The organism is Acidisoma sp. L85 (genome assembly GCF_009765865.1).
Taxonomy (GTDB): domain Bacteria; phylum Pseudomonadota; class Alphaproteobacteria; order Acetobacterales; family Acetobacteraceae; genus Acidisoma.
In genome coordinates, this window is the sequence record NZ_LMUQ01000064.1 from 213110 (window position 1) to 233867 (window position 20758).

At 66.3% G+C, this 20758-nt stretch carries 23 protein-coding genes; 12 read left to right on the top strand and 11 right to left on the bottom strand.

The annotated features are described in order from the left end of the window. Positions 1-52: 52 nt before the first annotated feature. Both GSQ83_RS22930 and GSQ83_RS22935 read left to right on the top strand, forming a co-directional pair. Complete coding sequence (locus GSQ83_RS22930) at positions 53-721, top strand: YoaK family protein (protein WP_256367096.1); 669 nt, start codon at positions 53-55, stop codon at positions 719-721. Between the two features lie 3 nt (positions 722-724). Then, positions 725-2158 (top strand): aspartate ammonia-lyase, encoded by a 1434-nt coding sequence (locus GSQ83_RS22935; RefSeq protein ID WP_158805187.1) that lies wholly within the window; start codon positions 725-727, stop codon positions 2156-2158. 173 nt (positions 2159-2331) lie between these two features. Here GSQ83_RS22935 and GSQ83_RS22940 read toward each other — a convergent pair whose 3' ends face one another. From GSQ83_RS22940 to GSQ83_RS22950, 3 genes are all read right to left on the bottom strand, one after another. Further along, positions 2332-2733 (bottom strand): VOC family protein, encoded by a 402-nt coding sequence (locus GSQ83_RS22940; protein ID WP_158805188.1) that lies wholly within the window; start codon positions 2731-2733, stop codon positions 2332-2334. Between the two features lie 65 nt (positions 2734-2798). Continuing rightward, entirely contained in the window at positions 2799-3485 is a 687-nt protein-coding gene (locus GSQ83_RS22945; protein WP_371418062.1) for a helix-turn-helix transcriptional regulator, read from the bottom strand. Between the two features lie 48 nt (positions 3486-3533). After that, positions 3534-4409 carry an oxidoreductase gene (locus GSQ83_RS22950; protein WP_158805189.1) on the bottom strand — a complete coding sequence of 292 codons (876 nt, stop codon included), beginning with the start codon at positions 4407-4409 and terminating at the stop codon, positions 3534-3536. 69 nt (positions 4410-4478) lie between these two features. Between GSQ83_RS22950 and GSQ83_RS22955 the strand changes: the two genes are divergently transcribed. Continuing rightward, positions 4479-4895 (top strand): helix-turn-helix domain-containing protein, encoded by a 417-nt coding sequence (locus GSQ83_RS22955; protein WP_158805190.1) that lies wholly within the window; start codon positions 4479-4481, stop codon positions 4893-4895. Between the two features lie 367 nt (positions 4896-5262). Here GSQ83_RS22955 and GSQ83_RS22960 read toward each other — a convergent pair whose 3' ends face one another. From GSQ83_RS22960 to GSQ83_RS22975, 4 genes are read right to left on the bottom strand one after another with little or no spacing between them, the layout of a single operon-like run. Next, positions 5263-6084: a class III extradiol ring-cleavage dioxygenase gene (locus GSQ83_RS22960; protein ID WP_158805191.1), complete on the bottom strand. Its 822-nt coding sequence runs from the start codon at positions 6082-6084 to the stop codon at positions 5263-5265. Positions 6085-6089: 5 nt separating this feature from the next. After that, positions 6090-6653, bottom strand: coding sequence for a YceI family protein (locus GSQ83_RS22965; protein ID WP_158805192.1), 564 nt, complete (start codon positions 6651-6653; stop codon positions 6090-6092). A 24-nt stretch (positions 6654-6677) separates the two neighbouring features. Then, positions 6678-7274: a cytochrome b gene (locus tag GSQ83_RS22970; protein ID WP_158805193.1), complete on the bottom strand. Its 597-nt coding sequence runs from the start codon at positions 7272-7274 to the stop codon at positions 6678-6680. A 21-nt stretch (positions 7275-7295) separates the two neighbouring features. Beyond that, on the bottom strand, positions 7296-7925 hold the full coding sequence (locus GSQ83_RS22975) for a YceI family protein (RefSeq protein WP_158805194.1): 630 nt from the start codon (positions 7923-7925) through the stop codon (positions 7296-7298). Positions 7926-8038: 113 nt separating this feature from the next. Between GSQ83_RS22975 and GSQ83_RS22980 the strand changes: the two genes are divergently transcribed. The 7 genes from GSQ83_RS22980 (at position 8039) to GSQ83_RS23010 (ending at position 12173) form a co-directional block, all read left to right on the top strand. Then, positions 8039-9079: a LysR family transcriptional regulator gene (locus GSQ83_RS22980; protein WP_158805195.1), complete on the top strand. Its 1041-nt coding sequence runs from the start codon at positions 8039-8041 to the stop codon at positions 9077-9079. Beyond that, positions 8970-9473, top strand: a complete 504-nt coding sequence (locus tag GSQ83_RS22985; RefSeq protein WP_158805196.1) for a GNAT family N-acetyltransferase — start codon at positions 8970-8972, stop codon at positions 9471-9473. Before GSQ83_RS22980 ends, GSQ83_RS22985 begins: the two co-directional genes overlap by 110 nt. A gap of 156 nt (positions 9474-9629) precedes the next feature. Continuing rightward, positions 9630-9935, top strand: a complete 306-nt coding sequence (locus GSQ83_RS22990) for an AtpZ/AtpI family protein (protein WP_254065853.1) — start codon at positions 9630-9632, stop codon at positions 9933-9935. A 21-nt stretch (positions 9936-9956) separates the two neighbouring features. Then, positions 9957-10709: a F0F1 ATP synthase subunit A gene (locus GSQ83_RS22995; protein WP_158805198.1), complete on the top strand. Its 753-nt coding sequence runs from the start codon at positions 9957-9959 to the stop codon at positions 10707-10709. Between the two features lie 50 nt (positions 10710-10759). Further along, the gene (locus GSQ83_RS23000) at positions 10760-10993 is read left to right on the top strand and encodes an ATP synthase subunit C family protein (protein WP_158805199.1); all 234 of its coding nucleotides are present in this window, start codon (positions 10760-10762) and stop codon (positions 10991-10993) included. Positions 10994-11015: 22 nt separating this feature from the next. Next, positions 11016-11639, top strand: coding sequence for a F0F1 ATP synthase subunit B (locus GSQ83_RS23005; RefSeq protein ID WP_158805200.1), 624 nt, complete (start codon positions 11016-11018; stop codon positions 11637-11639). Positions 11640-11651: 12 nt separating this feature from the next. After that, positions 11652-12173, top strand: a complete 522-nt coding sequence (locus GSQ83_RS23010; RefSeq protein ID WP_158805201.1) for a F0F1 ATP synthase subunit B — start codon at positions 11652-11654, stop codon at positions 12171-12173. A gap of 196 nt (positions 12174-12369) precedes the next feature. Here the strand turns inward: GSQ83_RS23010 and GSQ83_RS23015 are convergent, their stop codons facing one another. From GSQ83_RS23015 to GSQ83_RS23025, 3 genes are all read right to left on the bottom strand, one after another. Then, positions 12370-15840, bottom strand: a complete 3471-nt coding sequence (locus tag GSQ83_RS23015; protein WP_158805202.1) for an AAA family ATPase — start codon at positions 15838-15840, stop codon at positions 12370-12372. An 8-nt stretch (positions 15841-15848) separates the two neighbouring features. Next, a complete protein-coding gene (locus GSQ83_RS23020) occupies positions 15849-16460 on the bottom strand; it encodes a DsbA family protein (RefSeq protein WP_158805203.1) in 612 nt (203 codons plus the stop codon). Positions 16461-16528: 68 nt separating this feature from the next. Then, entirely contained in the window at positions 16529-17044 is a 516-nt protein-coding gene (locus GSQ83_RS23025) for a DUF721 domain-containing protein (RefSeq protein ID WP_254065854.1), read from the bottom strand. Between GSQ83_RS23025 and GSQ83_RS23030 the strand changes: the two genes are divergently transcribed. Both GSQ83_RS23030 and GSQ83_RS23035 read left to right on the top strand, forming a co-directional pair. After that, positions 17043-18194 carry an A/G-specific adenine glycosylase gene (locus GSQ83_RS23030; protein WP_158805285.1) on the top strand — a complete coding sequence of 384 codons (1152 nt, stop codon included), beginning with the start codon at positions 17043-17045 and terminating at the stop codon, positions 18192-18194. The genes GSQ83_RS23025 and GSQ83_RS23030 overlap by 2 nt on opposite strands. 10 nt (positions 18195-18204) lie before the next feature. Continuing rightward, a complete protein-coding gene (locus GSQ83_RS23035) occupies positions 18205-19314 on the top strand; it encodes an S-(hydroxymethyl)glutathione dehydrogenase/class III alcohol dehydrogenase (protein WP_158805204.1) in 1110 nt (369 codons plus the stop codon). Between the two features lie 32 nt (positions 19315-19346). On the opposite strand, the gene GSQ83_RS23040 is transcribed toward GSQ83_RS23035, so the two are convergent. Then, complete coding sequence (locus tag GSQ83_RS23040; RefSeq protein ID WP_158805205.1) at positions 19347-20468, bottom strand: AI-2E family transporter; 1122 nt, start codon at positions 20466-20468, stop codon at positions 19347-19349. Positions 20469-20758: the final 290 nt, after the last annotated feature.

Consider the following 20758-nt stretch of genomic DNA (forward strand, 5'->3'; position numbering starts at 1 on the left):
CGGTCCCCATAGGCCCGAGCCCAATATCGTGGGAATCGGCGTTGGACTCGCGGTGGTCCTATCAATGATAGCGGGGATGACGGATGCCGTCGGCTTCATCCGCAGCCGGGACTTCGTGTCCTTCATGACCGGCAACACCACCCATCTGGCGATCGCTGTCGGGCAGGGTTTGTGGCGCGAGGCCCTGCCGCTGTTGCTCCTCATTCTGGGCTTCGTTCTTGGCAATACCCTGGGCGGCCTCGTCGTCATCCTGACACGCGGGCGGCAGACGCCGCTGCTTTCGCTTGTGACGCTGCTGCTTGCCGCCGCGGCGCTGGTATCGCCAGCGAACGCGCTATCGTTGCCAGCACTGCTTCTGCTCGTTCTCGCGATGGGCGCGAGCAATGCCGGGCTGCAGCGAATCGGCGGGACAGCGATGAGCGTCAGCTTCGTGAGCGGCGGTCTTTCCCGCTTCGGCATCGGTCTTGCCGGGTGGCTCATGGGCGAGCGTCGCTCCGGCTGGGTCATCCAGGCGGTTCCTTGGATCGGCATGCTGCTCGGCGCCATCCTGGGTACCGAGCTGGAATTGCGGGCGCAGGCGGTGGCGCTTTGGGTGCCCTGCGCCGCGATGGGCGGACTTGCATTTCTCACGCTCGCGCTGCCGCACGAACGGCAACAGGGCTTCACCACCGTTTTCTCCGCCCCATCAGGCGCGGGCAAGAGAAGATCATCGACAGGATGACGCATGACCGAGACCCGGATCGAACACGACAGCCTCGGCGAGATCGCCGTGCCGGCGGCTGCCTATTGGGGCGCGCAGACTATGCGCGCCGTGCAGAACTTCCCCATCAGCGGCCAGACGCTGACCCGGCACCCGGCCTTGCTGCGCGCGCTGGCCATGGTCAAGCACGCGGCGGCGCTCACCAATAGCCAGCTCGGCAAACTGCCAGATACCAAGCGGGACGCCATCATCGCCGCAGCGCGCGAGATCGAGCGCGGGCGGCTGCACGACCAGTTCCCGGTCGATGTCATCCAGGGCGGGGCCGGCACCTCCACGAACATGAATATGAACGAGGTGCTTGCCAATCGCGGGCTGGAGCTGATGGGTCATCCGCGCGGCGCGTACACGCATCTGCATCCCAACGACGACGTGAATCTCAGCCAGTCCACCAATGACGCTTATCCGACGGCGGTGCGCCTCTCGGTGCTGCTGGAAATGGGCGGCTTGATGCGTGCCTTGGAAGCTCTGGCCGCGGCTTTCGAGGATCGCGGGCAAGCCTTCTCCAGCATCGTGAAACTCGGCCGCACGCAGATGCAGGATGCGGTGCCGATGACGCTCGGCCAGGAATTCGACGCCTATGCCGTGACGATCCGCGAGGATATCCAGCGCCTGCAGGAAGCCCAGCCGCTGCTCTGCGAGGTCAATCTCGGCGGCACGGCGATCGGCACCGGGATCAATGCGCTGCCGGAATACGGACCGCGCGCCATTGCCGCACTTTCGGCGATCTCCGGTTTCCGGCTGGTGCGCTCGGTGAACTTGCTCGAGGCGAGCTGGGACATGGGCGGCTTCGTCATGTTTTCGGGCGTGCTCAAGCGCGTTGCCTCGAAACTGTCGAAAATCGCCAATGATTTGCGGCTGCTGTCTTCCGGTCCGCGCGGCGGCCTGGCCGAGATCGCCTTGCCGGCGATGCAGCCGGGCTCGTCGATCATGCCGGGCAAGGTCAATCCGGTGATCCCCGAAGTGCTCAACCAGGTGTGCTTCCAGGTGATCGGCAACGACCTCGCCGTGACCATGGCGGCGGAAGGCGGCCAGCTTCAGCTCAACGCTTTCGAGCCACTGATCGCGCATAACATCCTGTCGTCGATCGAGTTGCTGGCCAATGGCGTCCGCACCTTCACCACGCGCTGCGTCGCGGGGATCGAGGCGCGGCCCGACCAATGCGCCCGCCATGTCGAGGCGAGCGTCGGCGCGGCGACCGCCCTGGTGCCACTGCTGGGCTACGAGCGCTCGGCGATCATCGCGAAGGAGGCCCTGGCAAGCGGTCGCACGGTCCGCGAACTGGCGATCGAGGCGGGTCTCCGCTCCGACCAGGTCACCGACCTCCTCAACCCCGCCCACCTCATCCTGGCGCGCCGCGACGAATGGCTGAGCGCGGTGGAGAATACGCCGGATCCGTGAGGAGTGTGGGGTGTCTGTCTTCGGTTTGAACCGTGCTCGCCCCACCACGTCATGCTCGGCGAAGGCCGGGCATCCACGCCTTTGCTTGCGTGACGGAGGCAAGGCGTGGATGGCACGCCTTCGCGTGCCATAACGAATCCCTTGTTTGTGGTTCAATATCAAGCCATCGCGCTCTAAGAGTTCGGGGCGGGACGGTGGCGCCCCTCCGATTGCCACGCCGCCGCGGGTGCGAAGACCCTGAGGCGATGACCGTCCGGATCCAAGGCGACGAAGGTCCGGCCGAAATCCATGTCGGTCGGCGGCTGTGCGATGCGGAGGCCACGCGATGACCAATCCCGATGCACGGCATCAATATCCTCGGCGGCGAAAACCACCTCCGCGCCCCCGGGCCCAGCCAATACGGCGGGTTCCACGGCGTGGCGCGCCCAGAGGCCAAGTCCCATGCCGCCCGACAACGGGAACATGACGAAGTTCGGCGATGATTCCGCGGGCTCGCGGTCAAGCAGGTCGCGGTAGAAGGCGGCGCTCGCGGCGAGGCTGTCGACGTAGAAGACGACAAGATTCGGCTTGGTCATGTGTGTTTTCCGGTTGTGACCGAAGCAGCTTGGCGCCGAGCTGTGACAGTTTCCGGCAGTAGACGTCACACGTCCGAGTCCAACTCCCGGCTCCGCCAGTCCGCGAGAAGGATTCGCCGGCGTTTCGCGTAACGCTGCCCGGTTGTCTCGGCCGTCGCCATCCGGTCGAGGCGGAAGTGGCGGAAATCCTCTCGCATCTCACACCAGGCGGCGAGAACCTCGGCGGCCTGAAAAAAACCCAGGGCGATCGGCCAGACGATGCGTTCGGTGATAGCGCCCGACTTGTCCGTGTAGCGCAGCCGCAGTCTGTGCTCGGCGCGGATCGCCTGACGCAGCGTGCCAAGGTGGGGCGTGTCGTCCTGGCTACCCGGCGCGGCGAGGAGACCGCTGGTTGCGGCCGCATCCTCCATCTCCGGCGGCAACACGGCGGAGATCTTGGCCAGCGCATCCTCGGCCGCTTGCCCGAGCGCCTCGTCGCCGCGCTGCGTGACGAGGCGGAGGCCGAGGATGAGCGCATCAAGCTCGTCCTCGCCGAACATCAGCGGCGGGAGGAAGAAGCCCGGCTTGAGCACATAGCCCAACCCAGCCTCGCCCTCGATCGCGGCACCTTCGGCGACCAAACTGCCGATGTCGCGATAGATCGTGCGGAGGGAAACACCGAGTTCGGACGCGAGAACCGCCGCCGTCACCGGCAGCCTCCGGCGCCGCAGGGCCTGCATCAGCGCGAGGAGGCGTGCGGAGCGAGACAGGATTCTCTCCCAAAGCGGCGGAAGCTGCGCCTCCGCTCGATGATGGCGTCATCAGGCTGTGAGCGAAAGAACCGCGTGGTCCTGATCCGAAACCGTCAGCCCATCGAAGTCGGTCGAGCCGGTGACCGTGGCGTTGCGTTCCAACTCCGCCAGGCTCGCCTTCAAGCCGTTGCGCATGATGGCGAGCGCGTCGTTGCCAAGTGGGAGTCGTAGCGGTGGCGCCCGCATTTCGGCGATGTCGAGGATGACACGCGCCGCCTTGCGCGGATCGCCGGGAACCTCCGGGCCATGTGCCTTGATGAAGTCGCTGAAGGCGCCGACCGACGGGGCGTATTCTGGCATCGGCTCCGCATAGGCCATCGAGCTGCCCGCCCAGTCCGTGCGGAAACCGCCAGGCTCGACGATGGTAAGCTTGAGGCCGAGCGGCTTGATTTCCTGTGCCAGCGATTCGCTGAAGCCTTCGACCGCGAATTTCGCCGCGTGGTAGCCTGACAGGCCCGGCATGGCATGACGACCGCCGACGGAGCTGAACTGGAAAATATGGCCAAAACCCTGCCGGCGCAGATGCGGGAGGGCTGCGCGGGTGACGTTGACGGTGCCCCAGAAATTCGTGTCGATCTGGCCGCGGAACTGCGCCGGCGTCATCTCCTCGAAGGCGCCGATGAAGCCATAGCCAGCATTATTCGCCAGCACATCGAGCCGTCCGAAGCGCGCAAAGGCGGCCTCGATCGCCGCGGCCGCCTGTGTCTCATCCGTGACATCGAGCGCGATGGGGAGGATGCGGTCGCCGTAATGCTCGGCCAGCGACGCCAGTGACTTTGGATCACGCGCGGTCGCGACGACGCTGTGCCCTTGCTCCAAAGCGGCTTCCGCCAGATTGCGCCCGAGGCCGCGCGAGCTTCCCGTGATCAGCCATACCTTCGTCATGTCCGTCGTTCCTTGCATTGGCGGCCGGAACATAGGAGAGCTGGTTTCCATCGGAAAGAAGGCACCCGGATGTTCCATACTAACCCCGCGGATACTATCGGCGCTGTGACCGCTGCCTGCGACGCGCTGACGCCGGAGGAGGATCGGCTGGCGCGGGACATCATGAGCCGGGTCACGGACACTTGGTCGATGTGGGTGATCCACGTGCTTGGGGAGCACAGCCCAATGCGGTTCTCGCGGATCGCGGAGCAGGTGGAGGGCGTCAGCCAGAAGATGCTGACCAAGACGCTGCGTCAGCTTGAGCGGGACGGGCTGGTGACGCGGCGCATCTTCATGGAAGTACCGCCGCGCGTCGAATATGCGCTCACGCCCACGGGCCGGGAACTGATGCTGAAGTTCCTGCCGCTTTGGCTGTGGATCGTCGAGCAACTGCCGGTATTTGTCGCGGCGCGGCGGACATACGAAGCGCGGCTTGCGGCGGAGTGAAGAGGGCTCGGATGCGATAGTCGCTCGAAGTCAACAACCGCATATCACGCGATGGAACGAGATTCGTTTCGTAAGCAGCTCTTTAATTGAGCCTTTTCTTTTTGCGGCAATACAGTGAGGCTCAAGCAAGGAAAACGGTCATGTCAGTGAGTTATTGCGGTCGTCAGCGCTCCACCAGCGATACGTCGGACCACTCATCTTGGGTTAGCGACGATGTCTTCGAACCCGCAACCAATACAACTTATATTAGCTTTGCAACGGTGACGGTGGCGCCGCCGCCGCCCCGTCCAGCCTACAAACAGTCGGGACTGGCGAACCAGAGCTTCCAACGCCTTGGCGTCACCTACTACAGACTCCGCTAAGCGACCTACCCGAAGCGAAAGCCCGAAATCGCCTTGCCGAGAACGTGGTCGCTATAGGCGTGTGTGGCGGGTTCGTCTTCCGCCGCGCCGGCGGCGACCATGAGGGGGATGAGATGCTCCTCGCGCGGGTGGCATAGCCGGGCAGACGGCGCCGAGGCCCAGTCGATCAGCCGCTTGCTGCGGGTCTCGCCCGTCTCGTTGCAGACTGCCTCGCTGAGCCAGGCGTCGAAGGCTTCCGAGGCGGCGGCGCCTCGGGGGTCGCTGCCGAAGAAGCCGCGCAGGTTGTGGTAGCTCATGCCGGTCGCGACGATCGCCACCCTGTCGTCCCGCAGCGGCGCGAGCGCGCGGCCCATGGCGAGATGGGCGGCCGGGTCGAGATCCTGGCGCACCGACAGTTCCACCACTGGAATGGCGGCCTTGGGGAAGGCGAGGAGAAAGGGGATGAACACGCCGTGGTCGAAGCCGCGCGCGGGGTCCTGAATCGTGGGGAATCCGGCCTGTTCCAGCAGCCGCGCGACATCCGCCGCGAGCGCGGGATCGCCCGGCGCCGGGTAGCGCAGCGAATAGGTGCTCTCGGGGAAGCCGCAATAATCGTAGATCAGGTCCGGGGCAGCGCCGGATGTGACGGCGAGATCCGGCGTCTCCCAATGGCCCGTCACCGTCAGGATGGCGCGGGGCCTCGCGCCGAGATCGGCCTCGATACCGCGCAGGAAGTCGGCCATGCGGTCCCAGGTGCCAGGCGGTCCCATCGGCGGGTCCATGAAAAAGCAAGGGCCGCCACCATGTGGCAGGAAATAGGTCGGGAAACGCTGAGCGCCCATTGTCATCGCCTTTACGGAGCTGATTTCGCAGTGATGGCAAAATTCACGGCAACCTCAAGCGCCACATATTGCGCCGTGCTCCAGGCGCCCTGACCGACGCCGAACCGCGTACGGATGAGCTGGACATGGCCAGTGGCCTTGGCGATGTCGCCGGTGATCGCGAGGGTAAAGGGCAGGGTGACGGGCTTGGAGATGCCACGGATCGTCAGCGTGCCATTCGTCTCGAAGCCGCCAGCGGTGGTGAGCTTGAAGCCGGTCGCGACGAAATGCGCTTGGGGGAATTTTTGCGCCGCGAACCAATCGGCGCCGGGCATGGCGCCGTCTTTCTGGCTGTCGCCCGTGGTCGCGGTCGCAGTGTCGATCGTGACATCAGCATGGCCGGCGGCGGGGTTGGCGGGATCGAAGGCGATCGTGCCGGCGAAGCCAGTGAAGTGGCCGTTGAAGGGCGAGCCACTCTGCGAACCGGTGAAATCGAGGTGGCTCTGTGCCGTATCGATCGTCCAGTCGGCGGCATGGGCCGCGGAAAGGGAGGCCGTGAGCAGCACGGCACCGACGGTAAAGGCGACGGCCTTCATGGGAGAAGTTCCTTGGGAGGGGTGTCAGTCGCGGCTCGGCAGGCCGCGCCCGGGCAGCATGCGGCGCAGGATGGGCTCGCGCTTTAACAGGTGGTGGCGCAGCACCGCTGCGATATGGACGGCGAGGAGGCCGATGAGGGTCCAGGCGCCATAAGCATGGACCCAGGCCAGGATATGACTGACCGCTGCCTTATTCGCGAGATTGGGCAGGACCGGCAGATCGGGCCAGGGCACCAGGCTGTAGAGAACCGTTGGCAGGTTGAAGGGCGAGGACGAAACTACCGCCCAGCCTGTCAGCGGCATGCCGAACATGAAGACATAGAGCAGCCAGTGCAGCCCATGCGCCGCCCCCTTTTCAAGAGGTGGCGTCTGGGCCGGAAGCGGCGGCGGCCGATGCGTGAAGCGCCATAGCAGCCGGACTACCGCGAGCAGCAGGACGGTGATGCCGATCGATTTGTGGAGCTGGAAGAGCTTGAACTCCAGCATCTGCGTGATCTTGAGCTGCGTCATCACTAGGCCGATGACGATGAGTGCGAGAATACCTAGCGCGATCAGCCAATGCAGCAGGATCGCCACCAGGCTGTAGCGCGAGCGGCGCAAAGGAAGGATCGCGCGGGCCATGACCAATGCGCCGTCCGAATGTTAAGCGCGGCGCTCGAAGGCCGAACTGATCGTCACCGTCACGGTGTCGCCGATGAGCGGCACGTAAGTCTTGATGCCGAAAGCGCTGCGCTTGATCGTCGTCGTGCCGTCGAAGCCGATCGTGTATGCCTTGTCCAACGGGTTGACGCCGCCGCCGTTGAAATGGGCGTCCAAGGTGACCGGCTGGGTCACGCCGTGCAGCGTCAGCTCGCCCTTAATGCGGCCGGTGTCATGCCCGGTGCGGGTGATCGAGGTCGCGTTGAAAGTGATCGTCGGATATTTCGCCGCATCGAGCCAGGTCGGGCTCTTCAGCTCACCGTCGAGCTTCGGGTTGGTGGTGCTGATACTGTCGGTCGGAAGGGTGATCGAGAGCTTGCTATGGGAGGGCACCTTGGCGTCGAAGTCGAGCGAGCCGCTGGCGTCGGAAACGTTGCCGTACCAGGTCGTGAATCCCATGTGAGACACGGCGAAAAGAACGCGGGTATGCGCGGGTTCCACGGCGTAATTGCCGCTTTGGACATGGCCCGGATCCTTGGTCACGACCTGGGCAGAAGCGGGAGTCGAGACCGCGGCGGCACCGAATGCAACGCCGGCAGCGACGGCAACTGCGAAGAGAGGAGAACGTATCATGATTGGTCCTCGAGAGATTGAGCAGATGCCCAGCGGTTTATTGCAGCTGAAACATAGAGGAAATAGATAAAATATAGTGAAACTCCATCCAATCTTCGGATAGAGTGAGGGCGATGATTACGGACGGACTAACGCTCGACCAGATTCAGGTCTTCCTCATCGTGGCGGACCAAGGCAGCTTTTCGGCCGCTTCGCGCAGTCTCGGCCGCGCACAATCCGCGATCACCTACGCGGTCCAGCGGCTGGAGGAGCAGATCGGCACCAGCCTCTTCGACCGCAGCGGCTATCGTGCCGTGCTTACCGAGGCGGGCGCGGCGCTGCTGCCGAGGGCCTGCCGTATCGCGCAGGAGGTCGCGGCCTTCCGCGCCCAGGCGCATGGCCTGACTGAGGGGTTGGAGCCCGAGCTGACCCTGGTGGTGGATGCCATGTTCCCGACCACGGCTCTGGTCGCGGCGCTGACGGATTTTCGCGAGCGCTACCCGACCGTGCCGACCCGCATCTATGTCGAATCCCTCGGCGCCGCGGCGGCTTTGGTGGCGGATGGCACCTGCACCATCGGTCTGCTGCTGTATTTTGCGGCCGAGGACCCGCTTCTGAGTTTGCGGCCAATCGCGCGGGTTCGCATGGTCGCGGTGGCAGCGCCGCAGCATCCCCTGGCGCTGATGCCGGGTCCGATTCCGACAGATGACTTGCAGGCCCATGTCCAGCTCGTGCTGACGGATCGTTCCGGCCGGACCGGCAGCCGGGACCACGGGGTCCTGTCCAGCCGCACCTGGCGTCTCGGCGACCTTGGCGCCAAGCATGCGCTGCTGCTGGGCGGCCTCGGCTGGGGCGGCATGCCGTGGCACATGGTGGAAGCGGATGTCGCGGCCGGGCGGCTGCGGATTATTTTGCCGGAGGAGTGGCAGGGGAATGACGGCGGGGTACCCCTGCAAATCTGCGTCGCGCACCGGACCGACCGCTCGGTGGGTCCAGCCGGGCGCTGGCTAATCGAGCGGCTGATGGCAACCCAGGACGAGACCATAGCGGAGAAAGAGCAAGCGAATGGAGATCAGGCCGGCCGAGGAGAGCGATCTGCCGCGCATCCTCGACATCACAAACGACGCGATCCTCAACACCACATCGAGCTGGAACATCACGCCGACCACGCTTGAGGCGCGCAGCCGCTGGCTTGCCGAGCGGCAGGCTGCCCGGCTGCCGGTACTGGTGAGTGTGAGCGATGGGTTTGTGACGGGCTTCGGGAGCTACGGGGCCTTCCGGCCCTGGGATGGCTATGCCCTCACCGTCGAACACTCGATCTACGTCGACGCCGCTTGCCGGCGTCATGGGGCCGGTCGCCGGCTGCTAACGGCGCTTCTCGATCATGCCGCGCGGGCCGGGATGCATGTGATGATCGGGGTGATTTCCGCCGACAACCTCATCTCGATCCGGCTGCATGAGGAGTTCGGCTTCGCGGTGACCGGCCGCCTGCCGGAGGTCGGCCGCAAGTTCGACCGTTGGCTCGGCCTCGTGCTCATGCAGAAGACACTCGATTTGCCGGAGGCTTGAACAAGTCGTTTGAAACTCAAATGAATTTCTTCGGTTCCGACAAGTCGCCGCGCTAGCCTCGGATCCTTGACACCTTAGGGGGCGGTCGGTAGCAGACGCTGTGCCCTGGGTGGGCCCGCTTGCGGCGGGGCTGTTCGGCTATGAGAGGGCATGGGAATGAGCGGCGGCGAGGGGAACGAATCGTTCGAACAACGGCTTGCCAAGGCTCGCGGAAGCGCCGGTATGGATCGGCCGCCGAGCAGTGGGAAGCCACCGGACAACTCTAACAGCAATGCCATCAGGCTCGCGATGCGCCTGGGTATTGAACTGGTCGCGGCGCTTGTTATCGCCGTGGTGATTGGTTGGGGTTTGGACCGGCTGTTCCATACGCGTCCCTGGCTGATGATCGCCTTCGTGCCAATCGGCGCGGCGGCAGGGATACGGAATTTGATCCGGGCCGTCGGTCCGGGTGACAAAAGCTGACGAGGCTACTGGGAAACGTTCATGGCTGGTCCTTCGATCGACGCGCTTGGCCAATTCAGGCTGACCACGGGACTGGGGCCTATCGGTCATGCCGTAAACTTCACCAATTCCAACGAAATGATGGTTGTCGCGGCCGGCATCATCATCGTGCTTTTCGCGCTCGGCCTGCGCGCCCGCGCCGTGGTGCCGGGCCGGCTGCAATCCCTCGTCGAGATGATCTACGAGTTCGTCCGAAATATGTGCGTGGATACGATCGGGCCGGAGGGGGTGAAGTTCTTTCCGCTGGTCTTCACGCTGTTCAGCTTCATCCTGCTGGGCAATCTGCTCGGCCTGTTCCCGTATTTCTTCGCTTTCACCAGCGGCATCGTGGTGACGCTGACGCTCGCGATCTTCGTGTTCCTGTTCTCGACGGGCGTGGGTTTCTATGTCCACGGCTTCCGTTTCCTGAAATTCTTTGTGCCCGACGGGGTGCCCGGCTGGCTATTGCCGCTGCTGGTGCCGATCGAGATCATCTCCTACCTGTCGCGGCCGGTTTCCCTCTCGGTCCGACTTTTCGCCAATATGACCGCCGGGCATGTGATGCTTGAGGTCTTCGCCGGCTTCATGATCCTGCTGACGGCGAGCCTTGGCATTTTTGGTGCTGTTGCCTCCATCGTGCCGCTCGGTCTCAATGTCGCGCTGATGGGGCTCGAAGTTCTGGTGGCGTTCCTGCAGGCTTATGTTTTCGCCATCCTCACCTGCCTGTATCTGCACGACGCCGTGCATATGCACTGACACGATCCGGTGCCTGTGCACTGATGAATTCCTGAAAGGACGATAGAACTATGGACATCAATTCTGCGCTTCTCGCCAAGGATATCGGCGCAGGCCTAGCCACTATCGGCGTCGCCGGTGCCGGCGTGGGTATCGGCAATCTGTTCGGCGCCTTCGTCTCCGCGGTTGGCCGCAACCCGGCCGCGCGTGACAAGATGTTCCGTGACGTGCTGCTCGGCTTCGCGCTGACGGAAGCGGTGGCGCTCTATGCGCTCGTCATCGCGCTGGTCATTCTGTTCACCTGATCCCGCGCCAAAGCTGATCCTCATGCGCCGCTTCGTCACCAGCGCCGGTTCCGTCCTCACCGGCCTCGTTCTCGCCGCCGTCTGCCTGCCCGGTTCTGCCTGGGCTCAGGAAGAAGGCAGCAAGACCATGCCGCAGATGGATTTCAAGAATCCGCTGACGGCGAGCCAGGTCGTCTGGCTGGTGATCATCATCGTCGCGCTCTACTTCATCCTGTCGCGCTGGGCGCTGCCCGCGGTCGGCGAGGTGCTGGCGGATCGCGCGAAGCGGATCGAGACGGATCTGGAGGCGGCGCGCGCGGCCAAGGCCGAGGCGGACGCCGCGGTCGCCGAGCTCAACTCGGCCATGAAGGCGGCCCGCGAGGGCGCCCATGCCGAGATCGCCGAGGCGGTGGCCCGTGCCAAGGCCGAGGCGGTCAAGGAAGCGGCGGCGGCATCGGCCAAGCTCGATGCGAGGGTGGAGCAGGCTGAGGCGCAGATCGCTGCCGCCCGTACCTCAGCGATGAGCGCGATCCGGCCGGTTGCGACCGACACCGCGAAGCTGCTGCTCGCCCGGCTGACGGGCGGGAGCGCGGACGAGGCCATGCTGGGCCGCGGCATCGATGGCGCGCTCGCGGCGCGCGGTCTGGCCGAAGCCGGCAAAGCCTAGAGGGAGCGGGACATGCAATACGAATCGCTCGCCAACGCGCCCTGGGTCCACGGGACCTTCTGGGTCTTCATTTCCGTCGTCATCTTTGCGCTGCTGTTCGGCAAGAAGATCCTGGGGCCGGTCAGCAAGGCGCTGGATGGCCGCGGCGAGGCGATCCGGCTCTCGCTCGAAGAAGCAGCGCGGCTGAAGGTCGAGGCCGAGGCGATGCTCGCCAGCGCCCGCATCAAGCGGGATGAGGCTCTGGCCGAAGCGCAGGAGATTTTGGCGCGCGCCAAGGACGAGGCGCTCCGCATGGCCGCCGAGCTCGCCGCCGAGGCGGAGACCCGGGCACGGGCGCGCGAGCGGATGGTTACCGAGCGTATCGCCGCCGCCGAGGCTTCGGCGATCACCGAGGTGCGTGCCGCCGCTGTCGAGATCGCCATCGCCGCGACGGCGCAGGCGCTACGCGAGGGGTTGGGCGCGGCGCAGGACGCGGCGCTGGTGGATCGCGCGATCGCCAATGTCCCAACGGCTCTGGCGGCGCGCGCGGCTTAGGGTCGTCTGCGTGGGCGTCGACGCCCGCCGAACAACAAGAGTCACGTCATGACCAACTGACTAACGTCATGCTCGGCGAAGGCCGAGCATCCACGCCTTTGCTCGCGTGACGGAGGCAAGGCGTGGATGGCACGCCTTCGCGTGCCATGACGGATCTTTTGGGTCGCCGTCCAATCTTAGATCGTCACGCCTGGCCCTACTCGGCCGCCAGCCGCGCCCCAGAATCCGTCATCTCCACCGCGCGCCCAAGATCGACCGAGAGCAGCCGGGAAACGCCGCGTTCCAGCATGGTGACGCCGTAAAGGCGGTCCATGCGCGCCATGGTGTGATGGTGGTGGGTCACGATCAGGAAGCGCGTGCCGGTCTCGCTGACGATCTCTCGGAGCAAGGTCGAAAGCCGCTCGACATTCGCGTCGTCCAGTGGCGCATCGACCTCGTCCAGCACCGCTAGCGGCGCCGGGTTGCAGCGGAAGACCGCGAAGATGAGGGAGAGGGCGGTCAGCGCCTGCTCCCCGCCCGACAGCAGTGATAGGGCCGAGAGCTTCTTGCCCGGCGGCTGGGCGTAGATTTCGAGCCCCGCCTCCAGCGGATCATCCGAGCCGACCAGCGCCAGATGGGCGCGCCCTCCGCCGAACATCCGGGCGTAGAGCGTCTGGAAATGCTTGTCGATTTCGACGAAGACGGTGGTGAGGCGCTCGCGTCCCTCCTTGTTGAGATGACCGACCGAGCCCCGCAGCTTGGCGATGGCGGAGGTGAGATCGCCTTTCTCGCTGTCGATCAAAGCAATCTGGCGGGCGAGTTCGTCCGCCTCGATCTCTGCCCGGAGGTTTACCGGACCCATCTCATCGCGTTCGCGTGTCAGTCTTTCGAAGCGGCGGCGTGCCTTGTCCTCGGCCTCGACGGTGGGTTCGCCGGCCAGCTCCGGGAAGCTGGGATTGGTGCCGAGGCGTTCCAGCACGCGCTCGGCGGCGGTGCCCCAGGCGTGTTCGGCTTGGGCCAAGGCGCCTTCCGCGCGCACCACCGCCTCGCGCGCCAGGGCCTGGGCGGTTTCGGCGCCGCGTACGGCCTTTTCGGCGGCTCGCGCGGCGCTTTCCGCTTCACCGAGGCGCGTGGTGGCGACCCGGTGCTCCGCCTCGGCCTCGCGCAGCAGGTCACCCTGGGCGGCGCGTTCGGCGGCGAGGGCGGCGGGTCGGTCGGTGAGTTCGGCGTGTTCCGTCTCGGCGGTGGCGCGCCGCGTCTCGAGCTCGGCGATGTGGGTCTCGGCGTCTCGTGCGCGGTCCGACCAGCCGGAGCGTTCGCGCGTCAAAGCCTCGCGGCGCTGAGCGCGGCCGGAGATGCCGCGCGAGAGGTCGTCGCGGATGGAGCGGCATTCCGATTCGTGTCGTCGCGCCTCGCTGAGCGCAGTCCGGGTCGCGTCCACCGTGGCGCGCAGGGCGGCGAGGTCGGGGAGATTTTCGGTTTCGGCGCGCGCGGCCGCGAAGGCGGCCTCCGCCTCGCGAGCCTCGGCCGCCGCCGCTTCGCTTTGCGCGGCGACACCCGCGAGCCGGGCGGTCGCGGCGGCGGCGCGGCCGCTGAGGGCGTGGGCGGTCTGGCGGCTGCGTTCGGCGCCCTGCTCGGCCTCCCGCCGCGCTGCTCGGGCGGCTTGTTCTTCGATGACGGCTGCGCGGTCGGCGGCTTCCGCGCTTTCCCGTAGTTCGCGCGCTTGGATGGCGGCGGCTTCAGCGGCGTCACGCTTCCGGCGTAAGGCAATGAGCCGGTTGCGTTGGGTGAGGCGCACGGTCGCGGCGGTCGGCGTGCCGGGTCGGATGGTGTAACCGTCCCACCGCCAGACACCGCCCGCTTCGGAGACGAGCATCTGGCCGGGGCCGAGGCGGGCTTGCAGTGCTTCTGCCGCGCCTTCGGGGGCGAGCGCGATCCCCGCTAATGCACGCGCGAGTGCAGGGGGGCCGCGGACGATCTCCGCCAAGGGTTTGCAGCCCTCGGGCAGGTCTCCGGCCGCGTCGAGCGGCGGCAATTCGCGCCAGTGGCGCGCCCCTTCGGGATTCGCCGCGGCGCCGAGTTCCTCGCCCAGAGCCGCGCCAAGCGCCTGCTCGAGACCCGGCGGCACGTCCAGCGCATCGACCATGGGCGGCCAGCGCTCGCCATCACTGACGCTCAGAACCTCGTCGAGCGCGCGGCATTCCGCCGCCAGCCGGCCCCGGGCGGTTTCGGCGGCGTGATCCTGCTCGCGGCCGGCGGTGAGCGCCGCCTGGGTGCCTTGGCGCGCTCGTTCGGCGGTCTCCAATCGAGCAAGCGCGGCTTCGCGCGCGGCGATGGCTTCGGCGACCGCAGCCTCAGCGGCAGCGATCTGTGCCTCGGGGATGATATCCGCCGCGAGTCGCGCCCGGTCGGCGGCGAGGCGGGTTGCCTGCTCGGTCAGGCGTCGCGCCCGCTGCTCGGCCTGGGTCAGGCGTTGCCGCATGGCCTGGCTTTCGGCGGCCAGCGCGGCATTTCGCTCAAGCGCCTCCTGGGACGCCAAGTCGGCCGCGCGCGCGGCTGCGACTGCCGATTCGAGCGCCGCCTCGGCGGCATCCAGGCGTGTGGCCGCGTCGATATCGGCGGTCGCGAGACTTTCCTCCTCGGCGGCGAGGCGGCGTTCCGCCTCCGCCGCGTCCCGCAACACGGCGCGTGCGCGGTCGAGGTCCCGGGCCGTGTGCTCGAGCCGGCTGGTCGCGGCGGCGAGCGCGGCGCGCACGCGATTCTCCTCCGCCGAGAGTTGCTCATGGGCGATGCGCTGGCGTTCGAGCGCCGTGCGGGCCGCGCTTTCAGCTTCGCGCAGGCCGGGCAGCGCCTCGTCGGAATTGCCGTGGCTGGACGCGGCTTCCCGCGCTGCCTCAGTGGCGGCGGTCGCCGCTATCCGCGCCTCGCCAAGCGCCGTGCGCGCCGCCTCCCGTTCCTGCTCGGCGCGGGTTTGCAAGATGGCGAGGAAGGTTGCCTCGGCGGTGCGGATGTCGCCGGAAATGGTGCGGTAGCGGGCCGCCTGGCGGGCCTGGCGCTGGAGCGCGAAAAGCTGCGTTTCGACCTGGCCGCGCAGATCTTCGGCGCGCTGGAGATTGGTTTCGGTGGCACGCAGCTTGAGCTCGGCCTCATGCCGCCGGGAGGAGAGGCCGGCGATGCCCGCGGCTTCCTCCAGGATCGCCCGCCGCTCATCGGGCCGGGCATTGACCAAAGCCGCCACCCGGCCCTGGCTGACAATGGCGCAGCTCCGTGCACCGCTCGCGAGATCGGCGAAGAGCGTCTGTACATCGCGCGCCCGGGTCTCGCGTCCATTAATGCGATATTGGCTGCCGGAGCCCCGCTCGATCCGGCGCGTGATCTCCAGCTCGCTCTGCTCGGCCAAAGGCGGCGGCGCGACGCCGATCGTCTCCTCCAGGCTCAGCGTGACCTCGGCAAGGTTGCGGGAGGGGCGGCTGGTGGTGCCGGCGAAAATGACGTCGTCCATCTCGCCGCCACGCAGGGACCGGGCGCTGGCCTCGCCCATGGCCCAGCGCAGGGCGTCGACGATGTTGGATTTGCCGCAGCCGTTGGGGCCGATGATGCCGGTCAGCCCCGGCAGTACGTCAAGGCTCGTGGTGTCGGCGAAGCTCTTGAAGCCTGCGATACGCAGGCGGGCGAGCCGCGCGGCCATCGGGCGCTCTAGCTCCCCGTGCGAATGGCGTTCGCGAACTCGTCGTAGCTCATGTCGCCGGCCTGGAGGTGGCCGTTGATCAGGAAGCTCGGAGTCGCGTCGATGTTGTATTTCTTGGCGTCCGCCGCCTGGCGCTGCAGGATCCAGGTCTTGAGCGCGTCATCCTTGATCGCCGCATCGAAGGTGGCGCGGCTCATGCCGGCGAGTGCTGCCATCTTCCACAGCTCGTCGGTGTAGTTCACGCCCTGGGCGAAGGCCCAGCGGTCCTGGCTGGCGAAGAGGGCGCTGCAGAAAGGGAAATACTCGTCGGGCGGCAGGTGGCGCGCGACCATCGCGGCCTCGAGCGCCACCGCGTCGAGCGGGAAGTCGTGATAGACGATTCGCAGCAGGCCCGGCTTGATGAGCTTGTCCATGACCTGGGGCATCGTGGTCATCGAGAAATGGGCGCAGTGGGTGCAGGTGAGCGAGAAAAACTCATCGACCGTGGTCTTGGCGGTCGGTGAGCCTACCGAGCGCGGCCCCTCGGTGTCCGGCAGCGTGTCGGCGCGGGCGAGGGATGGCAGGGCGGCGAAACCCGCGGTGGACACACCGGCAGCAAGCAGGAAGCGGCGCGAGATCATCTCTTGGTCCCTCAAGATCTAGTGGTCGTTAGCTCAGCCTATCCCAAGCTGTCGAGTTTTATGCCTGGTCAGGAGCGTTTCGGGGCGCTTTCGCGCCGAATGGCGGCGGCCGCCTTGACCGCGCCGCCGAGTCGGGCGAGCGCATCATGCAGCGGACCCGGCGAAATCCCCTCGATCGGCGGTGGAGTCGCCGTGGGGCGCGGGGCGCGGGGCGGCTCGATCACATGCGAGACGACGGCGAGTTGCACGAAGCGAAGGCGCTCGACGAGCCGCTGGCCGACATGGCCGTTGATGCGCGCGATGAGCTGCGGCGCGAGGTGCTGCAGCTCCATGGCGACGGGACCGTCGCAGGCGATGGTGAGGGTTCCGGCGGTGAAACGGTGGGGCGCGGTGCGCGCGCCGAGGTCGGGGCCGAGGATCGTCGCCCATTCCGTCATGATCTGGGAGGCGGCCGGAGAACGGCGGCGAAAGGCCGGACGCGCCACGCGGGCGACGAGGCCGCCGATGCCGCGCGGGCCATAGGCGCGCGGCGGCTCCATCTCGGTCTTGGCGGTGGTCTTGTTCGCGGCCCCGGCCTTCGCCATGGTGCCGCCCGTGTCCTCTGCCAGCCTGTCCTCGCCCAAGCCTTCCCCGCTTTCCGCGCCACCCGTGGCGGCGCTGCTGCACTGGTATGGCCGCCATCGCCGCCGCCTGCCCTGGCGCGCCGAGCCGGGCGAGACGATGGATCCATACCGCGTCTGGCTGTCCGAGATCATGCTGCAGCAGACCACGGTGACGGCCGTCATTCCCTATTATGACCGGTTTTTGCGCCTCTTCCCAGCCGTTGAGAGGCTCGCGGCGGCGGAGGATGACGCCGTCATGGCTGCCTGGGCCGGGCTTGGCTACTACGCCCGTGCCAGGAATCTCCTCGCCTGCGCGCGACGGGTCGCGGCGATGGGCGGGTTTCCCCGGGATGTGGCGGCACTGCGGCTGCTGCCGGGCATCGGCGACTACACGGCGGCGGCGGTGGGTGCGATCGCGTTTGGCCTGCCGGCGATCCCGGTGGATGGCAATGTCGAGCGGGTGGTCAGCCGCCTTTTCGCCATCGAGACGCCCTTGCCCGCCAGCCGGCCCGCGCTTCGTGTGGCGGCTCTTCGTCTTGCGGCGGATCCCATCGCGGTGGCATCGCCATCGGATACCGCGCAAGCCCTATTCGACTTGGGCGCTACGGTCTGCACCCCGACTCGGCCTGCCTGTGGGGTCTGTCCGTGGGCGGCGGAATGCGAAGGTCGTCGGCTGGGCATCGCCGAGACCTTGCCGCGCAAGGCGGCGAAGGTGCCGCGACCGGTGCGTCATGGCGCGGTTTTCCATCTGACGGATGTGGAGGGACGGCTGCTGCTGCAACGCCGCCCGCCGACCGGTCTCCTCGGCGGCATGACGGAGCTCCCAGGCACGCCTTGGCTCGCGGAGGCATTGACCAAGGCCGAGGCTCTGAAACTCGCGCCAATGATCGCCGCCTGGGAACGGGGTGGCGAAGTGCGCCATGTCTTCACCCATTTCGAGCTGCGACTCGACGTCTACGCCGCGTGGGTGGAAAGAATTTCCCCGACATCGGGCTTCCTCTGCACGCCCGAGGATCTGGCGGCGCAGGCGCTTCCCAGTCTCATGGTCAAGTGCCTATCCTTGGCAGCGAAGACGGCCACGACGGACTCCACGCCGAAGCCAAAAGAACCTGCCGTCACTCTTCTCGTTTAGGGAGCGATCCATGAAGACCCGCGCCGCCGTCGCCCGCGCCAAGGCCCAGCCGCTCAGTATCGAGACCATCGACCTAGAAGGTCCGCACGCTGGCGAGGTGCTGGTGGAGATCAAGGCCACCGGCATCTGCCACACCGACGAATTCACCCTGTCGGGCGCCGATCCGGAGGGCATTTTCCCCTCCGTCCTAGGCCATGAGGGCGCGGGGATCGTGGTGGATGTGGGCGCGGGCGTGACCAGCCTGAAGAAGGGCGACCACGTCATTCCGCTCTACACGCCGGAGTGTCGGCAGTGTGAGTATTGCCTCAGCCGCAAAACCAATCTCTGCGTCGCCATTCGCGCGACCCAGGGGCAGGGGCTAATGCCGGATGGCACGTCGCGCTTCTCCTCGGGCGGCGAGCCGATCCACCATTACATGGGCACCTCGACCTTCTCGAATTTCACGGTGCTGCCGGAGATCGCGCTGGCCAAGATCCGGGAAGACGCGCCTTTCGAGAAGGTTTGCTACATCGGCTGCGGCGTCACCACGGGCATCGGCGCCGTCATCAACACGGCGAAGGTCGAGCCCGGCGCCAAGGTCGTCGTCTTCGGCCTGGGCGGGATCGGGCTGAACGTGGTGCAGGGCGCGCGGCTGGCGGGCGCCGAGATGATTGTTGGCGTCGACCTCAATCCGGGCCGGGTGCCGATGGCCGAGAAATTCGGCATGACCCATTTCGTCAATCCGGCCGAGGTTGAGGGCGATCTGGTGCCCTATCTCGTTAGCCTGACCAAGGGCGGGGCCGATTACAGCTTCGAGTGTATCGGCAATGTGAAGGTCATGCGGCAGGCGCTGGAATGCGCCCATCGCGGCTGGGGTCAGTCGATCATCATCGGCGTGGCGCCGTCCGGGGCGGAAATCAGCACCCGGCCCTTCCAACTGGTCACCGGGCGGCAGTGGAAGGGAACGGCTTTCGGCGGTGCCCGTGGCCGGACCGACGTGCCGCGCATTGTCGATTGGTACATGGACGGCAAGATCAACATCGACGACCTCATTACCCATGTGCTGCCGTTCGAGCGCATCAATGATGGATTCGACCTCATGAAACGCGGCGAATCGATTCGGACGGTGGTGACCTACTGACGCCCGGTCCAGCGCCGGGCACGCCTGGCCACTCAGATTTCGCGGCTGCGACGGAGGGCGGCGATGGTTTCGGCCGCCTTGCGCGCGTCCTCGTGGCGCAGCGCGTGGATCTCGGCGGCGGGCGCCAGAGGCGCGCCACGGGAGAATTCCTCGACCAGGATGAAGCCCACGCCCAACAGCACGGGGCCGAGGAATATTCCCAGGAGGCCGAAGGCGAAGGCGCCGCCAAGGACGCCGATGAGGGTGAGCAGGAAAGGCAGATGCGCGCCACGGGCGATGAACCAGGGCCGCACGAAGCTATCCGCCACGGTGATGCCGATGGCGCACCAGGCGGTCAGGATCGCGCCGGCATAGGGGTGGTCCATGCTGAACAGCCAGATCGCAGCCGGCACCCAAATCACCATCCCGCCCCCCGGCACCAGGGAGAAAAACGTGCCCGCCAAGGCCAAGGTCAGCGCATTCGGCACGCCGCTGACCCAGAGGCCGAGGCTCAGCATGAGACCCTGAACCAGCGCGGTGCTCAGAATCCCATAGACGGCGCCACGAACGGTCGCTCCCGTGATCGTGATGAGACGTTCCGCCTGGCCGCCGATGATCCGATAGAGGAAACCTCGCAGCCGGCGCTCGATCGCATCGCCATAGAGGAAAAAGAAGAAAGCGATGAAGAGGGCGACCGCCATCCGCGCCACCCCGTCTGTAACTGTGATGACGAGGTGAAGCCCTTCCTTAGCAAACATTCCGAGATAAGGATGGATTGCGGCGAGCAGGCTTTCGAGATCGGCAGACCAGTGGTTCCACAGGTCGCTGACCGTCGAGCCCAGCACAGGAAGGGAGGAGAGCCATGTCGGAGCGGGCGGCAGACCGAAGATCAAGACTTCGTTGATCATGCGGCGAATATTGGCTGCATTCTGCAGGCCGCTCTCGGCGATCAATGCGAGGGGAAGGAGGATGACGACCGCGGTCAGCACCACCATGAGTAGAGCGGCCGGGACGCGATGGAGCCGCCAACGGAGCCGGAGCCATGCATAGATCGGCCAGGTGGTGAAGGTTAGGATCGCGGCCCATGCTAGTGCTGCAATGAAAGGCTGAAGAACTGCGAGGCAGCCGGCGATGAGACCGGCGAGCAAGACCCAGATCAGAAAGCGTTCGGTCACGGATCTCGATCCTTGTGGTCCGCATTGCAGCAGACGGGGCCGGAGCCGCTCAAAATGAGCGACCCAGCTAAGCGCGAAGGGGCTTGTAGGCGATATAGGCGCTCGTCGGGAGCCGTCTTGATAAGCTTTCGCTTCAAAGTCTCCGAAAAGGCTTGCCGAAGCTGGGTCTGTGTCGATATCACAACGTTCTCGACAAGGTTTTTTTAACCCTCTTCACAGTTTTGGAGCGTTTCATGGTATCCGGCTCCAGCGTCGTTCGCAGTCTCCAAAATGCAAATAGGGAATAGCCG

What these genes read in the sequence shown, in the direction of transcription:
- GSQ83_RS22935 (WP_158805187.1), top strand. Translation starts at nt 725, where the DNA reads ATGACCGAGACCCGGATCGAACACGACAGCCTCGGCGAGATCGCCGTG.
- GSQ83_RS22940 (WP_158805188.1), bottom strand. Translation starts at nt 2,733, where the DNA reads ATGACCAAGCCGAATCTTGTCGTCTTCTACGTCGACAGCCTCGCCGCG.
- GSQ83_RS22950 (WP_158805189.1), bottom strand. Translation starts at nt 4,409, where the DNA reads ATGACGAAGGTATGGCTGATCACGGGAAGCTCGCGCGGCCTCGGGCGC.
- GSQ83_RS22955 (WP_158805190.1), top strand. Translation starts at nt 4,479, where the DNA reads ATGTTCCATACTAACCCCGCGGATACTATCGGCGCTGTGACCGCTGCC.
- GSQ83_RS22960 (WP_158805191.1), bottom strand. Translation starts at nt 6,084, where the DNA reads ATGACAATGGGCGCTCAGCGTTTCCCGACCTATTTCCTGCCACATGGT.
- GSQ83_RS22965 (WP_158805192.1), bottom strand. Translation starts at nt 6,653, where the DNA reads ATGAAGGCCGTCGCCTTTACCGTCGGTGCCGTGCTGCTCACGGCCTCC.
- GSQ83_RS22970 (WP_158805193.1), bottom strand. Translation starts at nt 7,274, where the DNA reads ATGGCCCGCGCGATCCTTCCTTTGCGCCGCTCGCGCTACAGCCTGGTG.
- GSQ83_RS22975 (WP_158805194.1), bottom strand. Translation starts at nt 7,925, where the DNA reads ATGATACGTTCTCCTCTCTTCGCAGTTGCCGTCGCTGCCGGCGTTGCA.
- GSQ83_RS22980 (WP_158805195.1), top strand. Translation starts at nt 8,039, where the DNA reads ATGATTACGGACGGACTAACGCTCGACCAGATTCAGGTCTTCCTCATC.
- GSQ83_RS22985 (WP_158805196.1), top strand. Translation starts at nt 8,970, where the DNA reads ATGGAGATCAGGCCGGCCGAGGAGAGCGATCTGCCGCGCATCCTCGAC.
- GSQ83_RS22990 (WP_254065853.1), top strand. Translation starts at nt 9,630, where the DNA reads ATGAGCGGCGGCGAGGGGAACGAATCGTTCGAACAACGGCTTGCCAAG.
- GSQ83_RS22995 (WP_158805198.1), top strand. Translation starts at nt 9,957, where the DNA reads ATGGCTGGTCCTTCGATCGACGCGCTTGGCCAATTCAGGCTGACCACG.
- GSQ83_RS23000 (WP_158805199.1), top strand. Translation starts at nt 10,760, where the DNA reads ATGGACATCAATTCTGCGCTTCTCGCCAAGGATATCGGCGCAGGCCTA.
- GSQ83_RS23005 (WP_158805200.1), top strand. Translation starts at nt 11,016, where the DNA reads ATGCGCCGCTTCGTCACCAGCGCCGGTTCCGTCCTCACCGGCCTCGTT.
- GSQ83_RS23010 (WP_158805201.1), top strand. Translation starts at nt 11,652, where the DNA reads ATGCAATACGAATCGCTCGCCAACGCGCCCTGGGTCCACGGGACCTTC.
- GSQ83_RS23015 (WP_158805202.1), bottom strand. Translation starts at nt 15,840, where the DNA reads ATGGCCGCGCGGCTCGCCCGCCTGCGTATCGCAGGCTTCAAGAGCTTC.
- GSQ83_RS23020 (WP_158805203.1), bottom strand. Translation starts at nt 16,460, where the DNA reads ATGATCTCGCGCCGCTTCCTGCTTGCTGCCGGTGTGTCCACCGCGGGT.
- GSQ83_RS23030 (WP_158805285.1), top strand. Translation starts at nt 17,043, where the DNA reads ATGGTGCCGCCCGTGTCCTCTGCCAGCCTGTCCTCGCCCAAGCCTTCC.
- GSQ83_RS23025 (WP_254065854.1), bottom strand. Translation starts at nt 17,044, where the DNA reads ATGGCGAAGGCCGGGGCCGCGAACAAGACCACCGCCAAGACCGAGATG.
- GSQ83_RS23035 (WP_158805204.1), top strand. Translation starts at nt 18,205, where the DNA reads ATGAAGACCCGCGCCGCCGTCGCCCGCGCCAAGGCCCAGCCGCTCAGT.